Here is a 15,846-nt window from a genome sequence, read left to right as displayed (position 1 = left end):
GTGTCAGGCGCGCTCTGGCCGCGCCCTGCGCACGACGACGAGCGTCGTGTCGTCGCGCAAGAGCCCGCTCTCCCGCACGAGCCGCTCTTCCTTCCACTCAGGCCGTGCTGTCGACCTGTTGATGAGCGCGAGTCGCCTCCTCACCGCGTCCGGATTCCGGAACATGCGATCGTCGTCCCAGAACCTGGAGAGCGGGCCAACCTCGCCGCCGCCCCCCGGCAGCGCGCGTGAGGACGACTCCAGGAGATCGTGCGCGCCATCGGTCGCGAGCAGCGCAGTCCGGATCGCGCTCGCCGGAACGGTGCGGTGCACGGTGAAGCGTGGCGCCTCGCCGCCCGGGGGCCGGTCGAGCAATCCGTAGGCGAGGTACGGGGGCTCGTTGCCCGGGAATGGCCCGAGCTGCAGGAGCTCGTCGCCGAGCGCGATGAGGCCATCGCCGAGGGAGAACGCGCACGCCGCCTCCCCGGCGACGGCGAGGCCGACCACGGTGAAGAGGAGATAGGTCGAGACGACCTCGGCGAGGCTCCCGCCCATGCCGCGCGCGAGCTCGCGGAGCGGCGCGAGCGCCCCGCGCCGCACCGCTTCCCAGGTGTCCGGCGACGCGAGCTCTCCGCCTCGCCGGAGCGCGGCGAGGACCTGCTCGGTCACGATCCGCGCGCCGAGCGCCGCGCCCACCTCGCTGCGCGCGCCGCTGCCGCAGCCGTCGCACACCACGGCGGCCAGACACCCGCCCTCGGCCCGGAAGGCATAGGCATCCTGGTTCGGTCGCCCCACCGCGAGGTGGTCGGTCCCGGCCACGGTGCCTCCGGCGATCTCGAAGCGCGATCCCCCTCCCAGATCCGCATGGAACGCGGCCTCGCGAGACATGCACATCCCTCCTGCGCCCGGCGAGGGCGCGCGGTGAGCCCGAGCGCGAGCCGCGCTTCCGGGCGCGCGGCCGGGAAGAGCTCCTCGCGAATGACGATGAGCGCCGGCGTGCCGCCCGCGGAGCCGCACGCGGCGCCGCCGGCAACGGCCGGGACGTCCGGTCCTCCGTGGGACCAGCACCTGAATCTTGGTGTACGTTCGACACTAAGTCAACCCCGCTCGTGCGCCAGGACGGCGTGGCGCGCGCTCGCTCGGGGGTTCGTGAGAGGAGGAACCACAGCGCCGGCGCCGAGGCCGGCGCGGTCACGGGATGAGCTTCACGACGATCATCGACTCCTCCGCCGCGGGGCTCGTGATCGGTCCGGCGCCGAAATCGATCGTGCCCTTGAGGATCCCGACGACGACCGGGGCTCCGGCGGGGTCGAGGGCGATCAGGGACAGGTCTCCGTACTCCGACGACTCGAAGGAGGCGCTGCAGAGGCCGCCTCCGCGCGGATCGAGCCCGGCGACGAAGAGCCTCTGGTAGCTCGTGGTCAGCGGACCGCAGCCGAAGTCCGTCCTCTCGACGATGAAGCCGGTCAGCCAGGTGTTGCCGGCGGCGTCGGCGGCGAGCGCTCGTGCACTCGAGAAGCTCCTGGCGAACGCCGGCGCGCCGCCGGCGGAGCGCTTGGCGACGAACACATCGTCCCCATCGCTCGTCAGCGTGTCGCCGCCGGACTGCAGCGTGCCCGCGAAGTGGCCGAGCGTGATCACGCTGCCCGCCCCGTCCACGACCGTGGCGAGGTGACTGTCTCCCAGGGGGCCGCCGAGCCGCAGGCTCCATCGATGCTCGCCGTCCGGATCGAGCGAGGCGACGAAGACGTCGGACGCATCGGAGATCCCCGAGCGCCCTCCGGCCCTGATCGGGCCGCCGCCGAGATCGATGACGTCGTGGAAGTCGCCTCCGAGCACGATGCTCCCCGTCGCGTCCAGGGCGAGCGTGGGCGCCTGCGCGCTGCCCGTCCGGCCGAAGCTCCTGCTCCAGACGTGATCGCCAGACGCACCGAGCCTGGCGACGAAGACGTTGAAACCATCCCCGCCGCTCGTGAGCGTCCCCCCGCCGAGATCCACGGTCCCCGTGTAGTCGCCGGTGACGACGACGCCGCCCGCCGGATGGAAGCCGACGCCGCGGACCGCCGCGGCGCTCGTTCCGAAGTGCTTGCTCCAGACGTGCTGTCCCGAGGCGTCGAGCAGGACGATGAAGCCGCTCAGGCCCTGCCCCGTCACCGGGCCGCCGCCGAAATCCGTCGTTCCATCGAAGAGGCCGCCGACGAGGATGTTCCCCGACGCATCAGCCGCGATGGCGACGCCGGACTGAAGACCGGGCACGGCGGAGACGTCACCGAACCGCCGGCTCCAGAGGTGGTTGCCGAGCGGATCGAGCTTGAGGACGAACGCGTCCTTGTAGCCCGTGCTCACGAGAGGACCACCCCCGAAATCGACGGTGCCATCGAAGACTCCCGTCACGAGGATGTTGCCGTGAGCGTCGACGGCGAGGGCGTAGGGCTCGGCGCGGTCGAACTGACGGGCGAAGCCGAGCTCCAGGCAACCCGCCTCGCACGCAGGAGCGCTGCCGCCGACGCCGACGCTGGCACTACTATCGACGCTGGCGCTCGCGCTGACGCCGCCGGCGCCGCCTTCCCCCGCCTCCGGGGCGCTCGTCGGGGCCCATGCCGTGTCGTCCAGGCTGCTCCTCGCGCCGCATCCGAGCGTGACCAGCGCGGCTACCAGAGAGAGACGCCTCAGCCCGGACCCTCTTCTACCCATCCCTGCCTCCCGCGCCGCCACGGTACCATCGCTCGAGACGACGCAGGGAGAGGACCTCCGGAAAGCCGGAACTCGACGCCGGTCCACCGAGCGCGCCCTGGCCTGGGCACCCCGGCGCACCGGCGCTCCGCAGGGGGCGCAAAGACTCCATGCGCCCGGACAGGCCGACACCCCGGCGGGGGGCGATCGCGGAGCGCCGCGCGAGCGCCCGGCGTCAGATCTCGAAGTTGAACCCGTCCTTCTCGAGCCGCTCGTACTTCCGCCGGTCGAACCGGTAGAGCCGCGCCGCGCGGTGGGCCACGTCCTGCTCGACCTCGTCGAGCTCGACGAGCAGCCCGGTGCCGAGGACCTTCTTGCGGAAGTTGCGCTTGTCGAGCGGGCGGTCGAGGATCTTCTCGTAGAGCCGCTGGAGCTGCGACAGCGTGAACTTCGGCGGCAACAGCTCGAACCCGATCGGCCGATACCGCACCTTGCCCTTGAGCCGCTCCAGCGCGACCGAGAAGATCTCCTCGTGATCGAACGCGAGCGCCGGCGTGTCGTCCACGGCGAACCACGCCGCCTCGCGGGCGTCGGTCGCCGCCTTGACCCTATGGCTCGAGAGCTTGACCAGCGCGTAGTACGCCACCGACACGACCCGCTCGCGCGGGTCGCGCCCGAGCGCGCCGAAGGTGTAGAGCTGCTCCAGGAACACCCCCGAGAGCCCCGTCTCCTCCGCGAGCTCCCGCCGCGCGGCGTCGTCGAGCGCCTCGTCGACGCGCACGAAGCCGCCCGGCAGCGCCCACCGGCCGCGGAACGGCTCCAGCTCCCGCCGGATGAGGAGGACCTTGAGATCCTCCTCGTCGAGGCCGAAGACCACGCAGTCCACGGTCAGCGCCGGCCTTGGGTGCTCGTACGAGACGGACATTCGACTCTCCGTGTTGGTTCCACACGAACCCATGCCGTCGGCGGCGCACCCCGTCAACCCCGCGCGCTGCGCCGCGCCGCGCGCGCTCGCCCCGGAGCGCGCCGCCCGTCGGTCGTCGAGCGTCCTTTGGCCCGGCCGCGGCGACCCCGCGGGCCCTCAGCGCCCGAAGATTCGCGCGAGCTCGTGGTAGGCGGGCCGGGGGGCGCGGTCGATATCGACGATCCCCCACCACTCCTCGTTGAACGTCTGATCCGGGTGCGGCCCGCCCCCCGGCGCGATGCCGCCCACGTCGTGCGCGTCGGGGGAGCCGCCGCCGTCCTTCCACCACTCGTCGGCCCACTCGAACACGGTGCCTCCCGCGCACGCGCCGCGCTCCGACCGCGCCGAGCCGTTGTCGCGGATGAGCTCGGTCAGCGTGGCGACGGCCAGCGCCTGGCTCTCGAGGTCCTCGGCGCCCCGGGTCGCGTTCCACGCGTCGGCGCCGTACTCCGAGACGTAGAACGGCTTGCTCGACCGCGCCGCCCAGTCCTCGAAGAGGCTGCCGAAGCCGAGGCCGCGGTAGACGTTCACGCCCCAGACGTCGATGTCCGGCATCGCCGCGAGCGTCTCGGCCGACGGCAGCTCGCCGTAGATGGTGGAGATCGGGTGCGTCGTGTCGACCACCCGGATCGCCGCGGCGACCTCGTTCAGCCGGGCCAGGGCCTCGGCGTGCGGCAGGTCGACGTAGAGGCCGTTGTAGTTCCACTCGTTGCCGATCACCCACATCAGGATGGCCGGGTGATCCTTCAAGGCCGCGACGTGCTCGGCGGCGCTCTCCACGGAGTTGCCCCCGTAGGGATACACGGTGTTGAGCACGCGGATGCCGGCCGCGTGCAGGGCGTCGAGCACGCCGCGATCGGTCAACGGCTCGTACGTGCGAACCGCGTTGATCCCGGCCGCGGCCATCAGGGGGATATCCCGGCTCGCCGCCCCGGCATAGTCGAGCCCCGCGGGGTGCGTGGCGCCGCGCGGCACCGGATTCCAGCACACCCCCTGGATGTGAAAGGGCGCCCCGTCGACGCGGATCTGCCGCCCGGCGATCGCCACGCCCGGGGCGCCGGGGCCCTCGCCGCCTTGCCCGTCGTCGGGCGCGCCGCCCGCGCCGCCCGCGCCGCCGGAGCCGCCGGTCGCGCCGCCCGCGCCGCCGGAGCCGCCGGTCGCGCTCGCGGTCGATGCGCCGCCGGAGCCGCCGGTCGCGCCGCCCGCGGAGCCCTCGCCGCCGCCCGCGCTCGCGGTCGATGCGCCGCCCGCGCCGCCAGGGCCCGCCGACGCGGCGGCGCCGCCGGCCCCGGCGCCGGAGGCGTCCGGCGAGGCGCTCCCGCAGCCCGGGAGCGCCGCGCACAGGACCGCGCTCACCGCGAGCGCGCCCAGCGCGCGGGCCAGGCGCAGCCGGGGGTTGACCACGTGCGCCGGAGCGGGTGAGATCCCGGCGCCCGACGCGCGGGAGGCAGGCCCGCCCGCGGTGTTCTCGACGTTATCCATCTCTCTCCTCCGCGGCGCGCGATCGGCGAGCACGTCGGCTCACCATAGCGCACCTGTCCCGCGCGCCGTCAACTCGTCATGAGCGGCTGCCGTCCTCCGGAACCCGCGTGATCGCCGCGCAATCGAGGCCTGATCGGCGATTGTCGCTGGCATCCATCGCCAGGCCTCCGTAAGCTTCGCGCCGTTCCAGCGCAGAGGGAGGTTTGCACCTGGTGAAGAAGATCGACATCGCACAGGCACCGACCCGCTTTGGCACCGGATACCCGTCGCCGTACGACGCCCCGTGCGACAAGCGGAGGCGCTTTCGGCTCGGCGCGGCGGCGGGCTTGACGCAGTTCGGCGTCAACCTGCTGCGCCTGCCCCCCGGCCAGTGGTCGAGCCAGCGGCACTGGCATCACGCGAACGACGAGTTCGTCATGGTGCTGGAGGGCGAGGTGGTGCTGGTCACGGACGCGGGCGAAGAGGTGCTGCGCGCCGGCGACTGCGCCGGGTTTCGCGCGGGAGATCCCGACGGTCACCACCTGCAGAATCGCTCGGAGCGCGAGGCCGTGCTGCTCGAGGTCGGCTCGAGCTCCCCGGACGATGTGGCCGAGTACCCCGACATCGACATGCGCGGACTGCCGGACGGCTACGTCCACAAGGACGGGACGCCGTATGGCGCCCGGCGGCTGCGCTGACGGAGGCCCCGCGCGCAGGCGAGCGCTCACCGCGAGCGCGCCCAGCGCGCGCGGGGGCGGACCACGCGATCCGGCGCGGGCGAGATCCGGGCGTCCGGCGCGCGGGAGGCAGGTCCGCTCGCGGTCGTCTCGACGATATCCATAGCTCTCCTCCGTGGCGCCCAGCCGGCGAGTAACATCGGCTCACCATAGCGCACCTGTCCCGCGCGCCGTCGACTCGTCCCGTGCGCCCGCCGTCCTCTGGAGTCCGCGCGATCGCGGCGCGGAGGAGGCCTGAACGTCGATTGCTGCTGGCGTCGATCGCGCGGCCTCCGTAAGCTTCGCGCCGCTCCCGCGCTCATGGAGGTTTGCACAGGATGAAGAAGATCGACATCGCCCAGGCCCCCACCCGGGTCGGCAGCATCTATCCGCCGCCGTTCGACGTCCCGTGCCGCGAGCGGACGCGCGCGCAGCTCGGCGCCGCGGCGGGGTTGACGCAGTTCGGCGTCAACCTGATGCGCCTGGTCCCGGGCCAGTGGTCGAGCCAGCGGCACTGGCATCACACCGAAGACGAGTTCGTCATGGTGCTCGAGGGCGAGGTGGTGCTGGTCACGAACGCGGGCGAAGAGGTGTTGCGCGCCGGCGACTGCGCCGGGTTTCGCGCGGGGGATCCCGACGGCCACCACCTGCAGAACCGCGCGGATCGCGAGGCCGTGGTGCTCGAGGTGGGATCGAGGCGCCCGGGCGAGGTGGTGGAGTACTCCGACGTCGACCTGCGCGTGGTGGCCGAGGGCTTCGTCCACAGGGACGGGACGCCTTACGGCCCTGGCCGATGAGCTGACGCGAGGCCTCTCGCGCAGGGCGATCGGGCCGCCTCCCTCGCTCGCGCAGGAGGCCTTTGCCTCTCGTCGTGCCGGAGCCCACGTTGCGCCCCCACGCCGGGGCGTCACCATGCCTGAAAAACATCGCGCTCGGGGGGAGCGTTTCTGTCACCTGAGGCAATCGCCATGTCGATTCGAGAGTTCGCGCCACGCCGCCCCCCCACCCGCATGCGACGCAGGCCCGGCCGGGTCGCGGTGCCCTGGCCACCCCTCATCGCCCTCCTGGCCCTGCTCCAGGGCGCCGGGTGCAACAGCGGGTCGGCGGCGCCTCGGCCCGAGGGCGCGAGGGCGGAGCAGCCCGCGTCGGGCGCCAGGGAGGTGGAGCTCGTCCCGGTCACGGAGGCCGCGGTCGAGCAGCTCGTGGCCATCTCGGGGACGCTGGACGCCGACGAGCAGGTGACGGTCGGAGCCAAGGTGCCCGGGCGCCTCGCCTCGCTGTCGGTCGACCTCGCGAGCCCTGTCACGAAGGGGCAGGTGATCGGGCAGATCGAGGCGAGGGATTACGCGCTGCGGGTCGAGCAGGCCGCGGCCGCGCTGGCGCAGAGCCGCGCGCAGCTCGGCTTGCCGCCCGGCGGCCCGGACGAGCCGCTCGACGTCGAGGGCACGGCCATCGTCCGGCAGGCCGGCGCCACGCTGAAGGAGGCGGAGGCCAACCGCGACCGGGCGCACAAGCTCGCCAAGGACGGGCTCATCACGGGCGTGGATCTCGACGCCGCCGAGGCCGCGGCGGTCCGCGCCGAGACGGCCTTGCAGTCCGCGCGCGAGGAGGTGCGCATCCGCCAGGCGGCGGTGCGGCAGCGGCGCTCCGAGCTCAGCCTGGCCCGGCAGCAGCTCGCCGACGCGGCGGTGCGGTCGCCGATCGACGGCGTGGTCCAGGCGCGCCGCGCGAGCGTCGGCCAGTACCTCACCGCGGGCGCGCCGATCGCGGACCTCGTCCGGATCGACCCGCTCCGGCTGCGCGTGGCCGTCCCGGAGCTCGAGGCGGCCAGCGTGCGGCAGGGCCAGCCGGTCCGCGTCACGGTCCAGGGGGACGGCGCCGTCTACGCGGGCACGGTCGCGCGCGTCGCGCCCGCGCTCGACCCCCAGAGTCGGACCCTGCTCGTGGAGAGCGACATCAAGAACCCCGGCCACCTCAGGCCGGGCAGCCTCGTGAGCGCCCAGATCGTCGTGAGCTCGAAGCCGGCCCCGACCGTGCCCGCGAGCGCGGTGATCCGGTTCGCCGGCCTCTCGAAGGTCGTCACGGTCGAGGACGGCAAGGCGCGGGAGAAGCAGGTGACCACCGGGCGGACGGTGGGGGATCGCGTCGAGATCGTCTCCGGGCTCTCGGTGGGCGAGTCGGTCGTGGCCCGGCCCGGGTCGCTCCAGCAGGGGCAGCCGGTGCGCGTCGTGGAGGGGAGCCAGGGTGCAGACGCTCGCTAGGATCTGCATCCAGCGGCCCGTGTTCGCCGCGATGCTCTCGCTCGCGCTGGTCGTCGTCGGGGCCGTGGCGTACTTCAGGCTGGGCGTCGATCGCTTCCCCGCGGTCGACCTCCCGACGATCCTGGTGCGCACCACGCTGCCCGGCGGCGCGCCCGAGGACGTCGAGTCCGAGATCTCCGAGGAGATCGAGGCGGCGGTCAACACCGTCGAGGGGATCACCGAGCTTCGCTCCATCTCGTCGAGCGGCAGCTCCCTCGTGATCGCCACCTTCGGCCTCGACCGGGACGTCGACTCCGCGGCTCAGGACGTGCGCGATCGCGTGCAGGCCGTGCTGCGCAACCTGCCTGTCGGCACCGATCCGCCCGTCATCCGGAAGCAGGACAACGACTCGACCCCGGTGATGTCGCTCGCGCTCTCCGCGGATCGACCGATCCGGGAGCTCACCGAGGTGGCCGACAAGATCGTGCGCGTGCAGCTCGAGCGCTCGTCGGGGGTCGGCGAGGTGCGCGTCGTGGGCGGGCAGGAGCGCGCCATCAAGATCTGGCTCAGCGCCGACCGGCTCGCCGCGTACGGCCTGCCGATCACCGCGGTCCGCGACGCCATCGCCGAGCAGAACGCGAACATCCCGGCGGGGAACATCACCGGCCGGCAGGAGGAGCGGACGCTCCGCACGATGGGGCGCCTCGAGGACGCCGGGGCCTTCAACGACCTGGTCGTGGCCACCGTCGACGGCAAGCCCGTCCGGGTGCGCGACGTCGGCCGCGCCGAGGACGGCACCTACGAGCAGCGCTCGCTCGCCCGCCTGGACGGCAGGCCCACGGTCGTCCTCGACGTCGTGCGGCAGTCGGGCGCGAACACGGTGGCGGTGATCGAGGCCGTGAAGGCCAACCTGGCGAAGATCTCGGAGCAGCTCCCGGAGGACGTGAAGATCGAGGTCATCCGCGATCAGTCGGGCTACATCTACACGGCGCTGCGCGAGATCAACGTGCACCTCGTGCTCGGCAGCATCCTGGCGTGCGCGGTGGTGCTGCTGTTCATGCGGTCGTGGCGGTCCACGATCATCGCGGCGGTCGCCATCCCGACGTCGGTGGTCGCGACGTTCGGCATGATGTGGGCGCTCGACTTCACGCTGAACAGCGTGACGATGCTCGCGCTCGTGCTGATGGTCGGCATCGTCATCGACGACGCCATCGTCGTCCTCGAGAACATCTTCCGCTTCGTCGAGGAGAAGGGGCTCGACCCGTTCGAGGCGGCGCGGGCCGCCACGCAGGAGATCGGGCTCGCCGTGCTCGCGACGACGCTGTCGCTCGTCGTCATCTTCGTCCCGGTGTCGTTCATGTCGTCGATCTCGGGGCGGTTTTTGTTCCAGTTCGGGATCACGGCCACGGTCGCGATCCTGGTGAGCCTCCTCGTCAGCTTCTCGCTGACGCCGATGATGAGCGCGCGCCTGCTCCGGGGCGAGGGCGGCCACGCCCACGGGGGGGCGAGCGGCGACGGGGGGGCGCGCCGCGGCTTCTACGGCAGGATCGAGGCCTGGTACATGCGGGCCCTCTCGTTCGCGATGCGCCGCCGCGCGATCGTCGCCGCCTCCGGGCTCCTGGTGGTGGCGTCCGCGGCGCCGCTCTACGGGCTCGTGAAGCAGGAGTACATCCCCTCCGGGGCGGACGACGCGGAGTTCGAGATCCGCGTCTCGGCGCCGCTCAGCGCGAGCATCGGCGCGATGGACGACGTGATGCGGCGGATCAGCGACGATGTCAGCGAGGTGCGCGGGGTGCGGAGCGTGCTCGTCACGGCCGGCGGCAGCTTCGTGAGCGGCGTCAGCTCGGGAGAGGCGTTCGTCCGCCTCGCGCCGCACGACGAGCGCACCTTCTCCCTGACGCGCCTGCTCCGGGAGACGCTCGCCGGCAACCCGCTCCGCGCCTTCCAGGGGAACTACGCGCAGCGCGACGTGATGCAGGAGGTGCGGCGCACGCTGCGCAAGTACACCGATCTCCGGATCTCGGTCCGCAACGTGCCTTCGTTCAACATCGGCGGCGGGAACTTCGAGATCGATTTCGCCATCCAGGGCCCCGAGATCAGGGCGCTCGAGCGCTACGCGAACGAGCTCCGGGAGCGCTCCGCGGAGCTCGGCGGCATCGTCGACGCGGACGTGACGCTGAAGATCGACAGGCCCGAGCTCCGGGTGGTCATCGATCGCGCGCGGGCCGCGGATCTCGGGGTCCGGACGGAGGACATCGCGACCGCGCTGCGCCTCATGGTGGGCGGAGATCCGTCGGTCTCGCGCTTCCGGGACGAGTCCGCGAACGAGAACTACGACGTTCAGCTAAGGCTCATCGAGGAGGATCGCGACGGCCTGGAGGCGGTGCGCCGCCTGTACGTGCCCCGGACGACGCGGGCGGCGGCGGCGGCTCCGGGCGGTGGCGGCGGCGCGGCGGCGCCCGTCTCCGCGTCGCCGCTGCTCCGGGGGGACCTCGTGCGCCTCGACAACCTGGTGCGCATCGAGCGGGCGGAGAGCCCGTCCCGGATCGACAGGCTCGATCGCCAGCGCGTCTCGAGCCTGCGGGCCGGCGTGGGGCCCGGCTTCGCGCTGGCGGACAGGCTCGAGGCGCTGCGCGGCGCCGCGCGGGAGATGGACATGCCCTCCTCCTACTCGTTCAGCGTGCGGGGGCGCGGGGCCGAGCTCGAGCGCACGTTCAACGAGTTCATCTGGGCGTTCCTCCTGTCGATCGTGCTCATGTACATGATCCTGGCGTCGCAGTTCGAGAGCCTGGTTCACCCGGTCACGATCCTGCTCGCCCTGCCGCTGTCGGTGCCGTTCGCGCTGCTCAGCCTGTGGGCGACCGGGAACACGCTGAACCTGTACTCGGCGCTCGGGTTCCTCGTGCTGTTCGGCGTGGTGAAGAAGAACTCGATTCTTCAGGTCGACCACATGAACAAGCTCCGCGCGGCGGGCATGCCGCGCGCGGAGGCGATCCTCCAGGCGAACCGCGATCGGCTGCGGCCCATCCTGATGACCACGCTGGCGCTCGTGGCGGGCATGCTCCCGCTCTGGCTGGGCACGGGGCCCGGCGCCGAGGAGCGCCACGCGATCGCCGTGGTGGTCATCGGCGGTCAGTCGCTGAGCCTCTTTCTCACGTTGATCGTCACGCCGGTCTCGTACTCGCTGCTCGACGATCTCGTGCGGAGCGAGCGCTGGTCGCGGGTCCAGGCCCGCGCTTCCGCGCTCCGCGCCGCGGTGTCCGGGCAGATGAGCCGGCTGCGCTCGCGCGGGACGACGTAGGCGCGCCTCGCCGGGCTGCCCGCGGGGAGGCCTCTCCGGGGGCCTGCGCCAGTCGATGGCTCGACCCTTCGCCCTCCATTCATCCCTCCGACACGGCCCGCCCTGACGCTGCTGCGCGAAGTCGAGCCGAGAGGTGAACCGCCATGACGCCAAGGGCGCCAAGAAACCAGGGAAGTAGAAGGGGAAAATGGAGAGGTAATCCTTCCTCTCTTCTTGGCGCCCTTGGCGCCATGGCGGTTCTTCTGCCGATCCGGGGCAACCCCCCGCAGTAGCGCGAACCTCTCTCAGGGCCTTTCGCGGGGCCAGGGACGGGCGTGCACAGCACGGTGCTGGACGGGCCGAGCGGCAGCGCCTGTCCCCAGGACGCCCGAGCGGGCGAGGCGGTGAGATCCCGCAAGGCGAGGTCAGGGGCGCAGATTGCATGAGGATTGCATGGCGGGGACGGGCACTGGACGGGGGCGCGATCCGGGACGAAGCGCAACAGAGGCTCGATTCAGATCGGGCAGCCGCGATCGCGCGGCTGGGCAGGCCGAGCGGCCTGCATCGGCGGCTCCACGTCACGATGCAATGCCCGGAAGATCCCGGGATGGGGGTAGATCATGGTGAAGCAAGCAGAGATCGCGCAGGGAATGGTCGTCCGGAGCTCGGACGGAGAGAAGCTGGGCAAGGTCACGCGGATCGACGCGGGCACGTTCGAGATCGAAAAGGGCTTCTTCTTTCCGAAAGAGTACATCGTGCATTACGACGAGGTGGCAGGCGTCCGGAACGGGGAGATCATCCTCACGCAGGACCGCGACCGCCTCGTCACGGCCCGCGACCAGGGGCGCGCGGCCGAGGGGACGATGGGCGACGGCGGCGAGATCCGCGTGCCGCTCGTGGAGGAGGAGATCGCGGCCGGGAAGGCGGTGCGGGACGTCGGTCAGGTCCAGGTCAAGAAAGAGGTCGTGACCGAGGAGAAGCAGGTCACCGTGCCCGTGTCGCGCGAGGTCGTGAACGTCGAGCGCGTCCCCGCGAGCGGCGAGCGCCCGATCGCGGCCGGCACGATGTTCGAGGAGGAGTCGATCAGCGTGCCTGTCCGCGAGGAGGAGGTGGAGATCTCGAAGCGGCCCGTGGTGAAGGAAGAGGTCCGGATCAGCAAGGATGTGGTCCAGGAGCAGCAGCAGGCACGGGCGACCGCGCGCCGCGAGAGGGCCGAGGTCCGGACCGAAGGCCAGGTGCAGCGCGACGACGAAATGCCGGCAGCCGCGCCCGAGCAGATGCCGATGGAGCGGGCGACCGGCACGGGAGGCAGGAGAGGCTGAGCGCCAGCGCGCCCCTCGACGGGCCCTCGCCGTGCACGCCGGTGACATCCTCGCGCGCTGCGAGAGGCAGGAGGTCGCCGCTGCGCCCTGACCGGCTACCCGGCTCGTGGACGCCCGCGCGGTCGGTGCAGGACGCGCGGTTGGCGCAGGACGTGGCATGGACGTCAGGGCCGCTTGACAGGATCCGGGGTCGGCCCGAAGGCCCGCCCACGCCACCGCGCGCCCCCAAGCGCGCGCCCTCACGAGAGCACGAGGTGTCGACCGCCATGTCCTCGCCCGATGCGCCCGACCCCTCCCAGAGCCCGCCGCCTCGAGACCCCGCGCCGCGGCGCGAGCGCAAGCCAGCTCGCGGCGGGCGGACCGGGCACCGGCCCCGCGCCGAGCAGATGCCCTACGAGCACAAGGGGAGCCTCTACCTCGGCGGGTTCGGCCGGTACCCGATCCTCACGCGCGAGGCCGAGATCGAGCTCGCGCGGAGCGTCGAGGAGGGCGAGCGAGCCATCTTGCGCGCGCTCCTCGGATCGCCGCGCGCGCTGCGCGAGCTCGGCGCCGTCGGCGAGGAGCTCGCGGCGCGACAGCTCCGCCTGCGCGACGTGCTCCGCGCGGCCGACGAGGAGAACCTGACCGACGACGAGATCGCGCGGCGCCTCGTGTCCGTGCTCCGGCGCGCAGGCGCGCTGGCCCGGGCGCGCGCGGCGGGGGAGCCGGTCGAGCCGGGAGAGCGCGCGGCGATCCTGGCGGAGCTCGAGCGCGTCCGCCTCCACCGCCGGCTGCTCGATCGCATCGTCGGCGCGCTCCGCGCGAGCGCCTCGAAGGACGAGGCGACGCGCGCGACGCTCGAGGCCATCGAGGAGGGCCGCCGCGCCGCGGACGACGCCAAGGCCCGCCTCGTCGAGTCCAACCTCCGTCTCGTCGTCTGGTTTGCCAGGCGTCACCTGAAGCGCGGCCTGTCGCTCCACGATCTCATCCAGGAGGGGACCATCGGCCTGATGCGCGCGGCGGACAAGTTCGATCATCGGCGCGGCCATCGCTTCACCACCTACGCCTCGTGGTGGGTCGAGCAGCAGATGACGCGCGCCGTCGCCGAGCAGGTGAGGACCATCCGCGTGCCGCTCCATTTCCAGGAGCGCCGCCGGAGGGTGTGGCGAGCGCGAAGAGAGCTGGCGCCCGAGCTCGGCCGCGAGCCCACCGAGGACGAGCTCGCCGAGGAGAGCGGTCTGTCGCCCGAGGACGTGCGCGCGGCCCTCGAGCTCGCGCCCGAGCCGCTGAGCCTCCAGACCCCCGTCGGCGAGCAGCAGGACGCCGTGCTGGGCGATCTCATCCCCAGCCGGACCGCCCCGGCGCCGGACGAGGAGGTCGCCGAGGCGCAGATGCGGCGGCAGGCGGCGGAGCTGCTGGACACGCTGCCCCCGCGCGAGCGGGAGGTCCTGCGCCAGCGCTTCGGCCTCGGCGAGGCGCCCGAGCGCACGCTCGAGGAGATCGGTAATTCGCTCTCGCTGTCACGCGAGCGTATCCGTCAGATCGAGGCCGCGGCCCTGGAGCGGCTGCGAGCCGCCTCGAGGAGCAAAGGGCTGAGCGCCCACCTGGGAAACCGCGCCTCCCGGGACCGCCGCGCGAACAAGGGCCCGACACGGCGACGGAGTCCGGCGGCGACGCCGCATCAGCGATGAATCACGATGCGCGTCGACGGGTCTCCCCGCGCGACCTGCACGGCGTGCCACCCCTCGGGCACGGGCGGCTCGGTCCAGTGGAAGAGCCATTTCGCGTCGACCGGCGACAGGTTCACGCAACCGCCGCTCTGCCCGTCTCCCCAGTTGTTGTGCCAGTACGCCGCGTGCAAGAGGTACTTGCTGAAGAAGTGCTGGGTCCAGGGCACCTCGGCCTCGATGAAGTCGTCCGCGTTGACGTGGGGCGTGATGAGCGTCTTCGTCACCCACTTGCGGTTGACGCGGTACCGGCCGAGCGGCGTGGTCGAGGGCGGCATGAACGGCTCCTCGGACGCCGGCTTCTCGGCCCCGTTGCGCCCGGCCGAGATGAGCGTCGCGAACACGGGCCGGTCGTCCTCGTAGGCGATGAGCCACCCCTCGAGCGCCGCGATCTCGATCCACGTGTTCCTCGGCTCACCGGCGGCCGGCCGCGCCGCCTCGGCCTCGCCGCCTCGCTGGATGGGGCGCCCCCACGGGGTCTTCGACCTCCGCGGCTTGACCACGACGGCGTCCCGCGCGAGCACCCAGTGCCCCTCCTCGCGGGTCTCCAGGTACACCGACTTGCCGACCTTCTTCGACGCGCCGGTCAGCCCGACCCAGTCGAGGCGCTCCCACACGGCGTCCGTCTTCGAGAGCTGGTCGTCCTCCGTCAGGCGGTACTTGGGGCGCGGCTTGCGGCGAAAGAACGCGAGGGGGAGGCGGAGCTCGGAGGTGAGGTGGACCCCCTGGAAGGTGGCCGGCTCGTAAGGCTTGACCTTGTCCTTCGGCGCGAACGTCAGATCGGCTGTCCAGAGCCACGTGGACCCGCCGACGTCGACCTCCTCCGTCCACGCGACGGACGACCGCGGGCGGACGGTCATGTGACGCCGATCGTGCAGCCACTTGGGCCACGCCGGCGCGTCGAAGCCCTTCACGTCGAGGAGCCGCTTGAGCCCCAGCGACTCGCCGTAGCGGTACGGCAGCGGCTGATCGACGAGCGGCGCGTGAGGGCGCAGCGCCTCCAGCATGGGATCGCTCGCGTCCAGCGTGGCGCGCTCGCCGTCGACGCAGACGTACCCGCGCGGCTCCACCGCGTAGAACGCCGGGCAGCCCGCGGCGTCGAGGACGGGCTCTTCGCTCTTCAGGCGGACCGAGCCGCCGATCGAGAGGTAGCCGATCCACGGGGCCTTCGCGCGCGGCGCCGACCGGATCCACACGCGGCGACCCTTCGAGTACACGCGCGGGTCCGGCGCTCGCTCCACCGTCACGACCTCCCTGGCGACCGGCACCGTCGGGCCCGCGGCCGAGGGGGCCTTCGCCGGCGGGGCCGGGACGACGGCCGGCGCGCCGGGGGCCGGCAGGCCCGCCGGGCGCTCGCCCGAGGGCTCGGCGACCACCACGCCTTCGCGCGCCGCCGCGTCGGCGCGTGAGCCGGCGTCACGCCGCGACGGTGTGCATGAGAGCCACAACACACAGGCGGCTGCGATGCGAAGGCGGCCAGGCATACAGACGCCCTTTTAACACAT

11 protein-coding genes are annotated in these 15,846 nt (G+C 72.6%); 6 read left to right on the top strand and 5 right to left on the bottom strand.

The annotated features are described in order from the left end of the window. Nucleotides 1-3 precede the first annotated feature (3 nt). The 4 genes from WMF31_RS26515 to WMF31_RS26500 form a co-directional block, all read right to left on the bottom strand. Entirely contained in the window at nucleotides 4-867 is an 864-nt protein-coding gene (locus WMF31_RS26515) for a protein phosphatase 2C domain-containing protein (RefSeq protein WP_436604615.1), read from the bottom strand. 303 nt (nucleotides 868-1,170) lie between these two features. Beyond that, nucleotides 1,171-2,673 (bottom strand): hypothetical protein, encoded by a 1,503-nt coding sequence (locus WMF31_RS26510; RefSeq protein ID WP_436604614.1) that lies wholly within the window; start codon nucleotides 2,671-2,673, stop codon nucleotides 1,171-1,173. Nucleotides 2,674-2,887: 214 nt separating this feature from the next. Beyond that, nucleotides 2,888-3,577 (bottom strand): NUDIX hydrolase, encoded by a 690-nt coding sequence (locus tag WMF31_RS26505; RefSeq protein WP_436604613.1) that lies wholly within the window; start codon nucleotides 3,575-3,577, stop codon nucleotides 2,888-2,890. A 156-nt stretch (nucleotides 3,578-3,733) separates the two neighbouring features. Beyond that, a complete protein-coding gene (locus tag WMF31_RS26500) occupies nucleotides 3,734-5,098 on the bottom strand; it encodes a glycoside hydrolase family 2 TIM barrel-domain containing protein (RefSeq protein ID WP_436604612.1) in 1,365 nt (454 codons plus the stop codon). A 212-nt stretch (nucleotides 5,099-5,310) separates the two neighbouring features. Here WMF31_RS26500 and WMF31_RS26495 point away from each other — a divergent pair, with 212 nt between their 5' ends. From WMF31_RS26495 to WMF31_RS26470, 6 genes are all read left to right on the top strand, one after another. After that, the gene (locus WMF31_RS26495; RefSeq protein ID WP_436604611.1) at nucleotides 5,311-5,775 is read left to right on the top strand and encodes a cupin domain-containing protein; all 465 of its coding nucleotides are present in this window, start codon (nucleotides 5,311-5,313) and stop codon (nucleotides 5,773-5,775) included. Between the two features lie 356 nt (nucleotides 5,776-6,131). Then, nucleotides 6,132-6,590 (top strand): cupin domain-containing protein, encoded by a 459-nt coding sequence (locus WMF31_RS26490; RefSeq protein ID WP_436604610.1) that lies wholly within the window; start codon nucleotides 6,132-6,134, stop codon nucleotides 6,588-6,590. A gap of 213 nt (nucleotides 6,591-6,803) precedes the next feature. Continuing rightward, nucleotides 6,804-8,054 carry an efflux RND transporter periplasmic adaptor subunit gene (locus tag WMF31_RS26485; protein WP_436604609.1) on the top strand — a complete coding sequence of 417 codons (1,251 nt, stop codon included), beginning with the start codon at nucleotides 6,804-6,806 and terminating at the stop codon, nucleotides 8,052-8,054. Continuing rightward, nucleotides 8,038-11,334, top strand: coding sequence for an efflux RND transporter permease subunit (locus WMF31_RS26480; protein ID WP_436604608.1), 3,297 nt, complete (start codon nucleotides 8,038-8,040; stop codon nucleotides 11,332-11,334). Before WMF31_RS26485 ends, WMF31_RS26480 begins: the two co-directional genes overlap by 17 nt. Nucleotides 11,335-11,933: 599 nt before the next feature. Continuing rightward, nucleotides 11,934-12,635 carry a YsnF/AvaK domain-containing protein gene (locus WMF31_RS26475; RefSeq protein ID WP_436604607.1) on the top strand — a complete coding sequence of 234 codons (702 nt, stop codon included), beginning with the start codon at nucleotides 11,934-11,936 and terminating at the stop codon, nucleotides 12,633-12,635. A gap of 266 nt (nucleotides 12,636-12,901) precedes the next feature. Then, on the top strand, nucleotides 12,902-14,305 hold the full coding sequence (locus WMF31_RS26470; RefSeq protein WP_436604606.1) for an RNA polymerase sigma factor RpoD/SigA: 1,404 nt from the start codon (nucleotides 12,902-12,904) through the stop codon (nucleotides 14,303-14,305). Here the strand turns inward: WMF31_RS26470 and WMF31_RS26465 are convergent. Beyond that, nucleotides 14,296-15,717, bottom strand: coding sequence for a L,D-transpeptidase (locus WMF31_RS26465; RefSeq protein WP_436604605.1), 1,422 nt, complete (start codon nucleotides 15,715-15,717; stop codon nucleotides 14,296-14,298). The genes WMF31_RS26470 and WMF31_RS26465 overlap by 10 nt on opposite strands. Nucleotides 15,718-15,846: the final 129 nt, after the last annotated feature.

Source organism: Sorangium sp. So ce1036 (assembly GCF_051369805.1).
Classification (GTDB): Bacteria; Myxococcota_A; Polyangia; order Polyangiales; family Polyangiaceae; genus Sorangium; species Sorangium cellulosum_F.
This window is presented reverse-complemented; position numbering and strand designations above follow the sequence as displayed.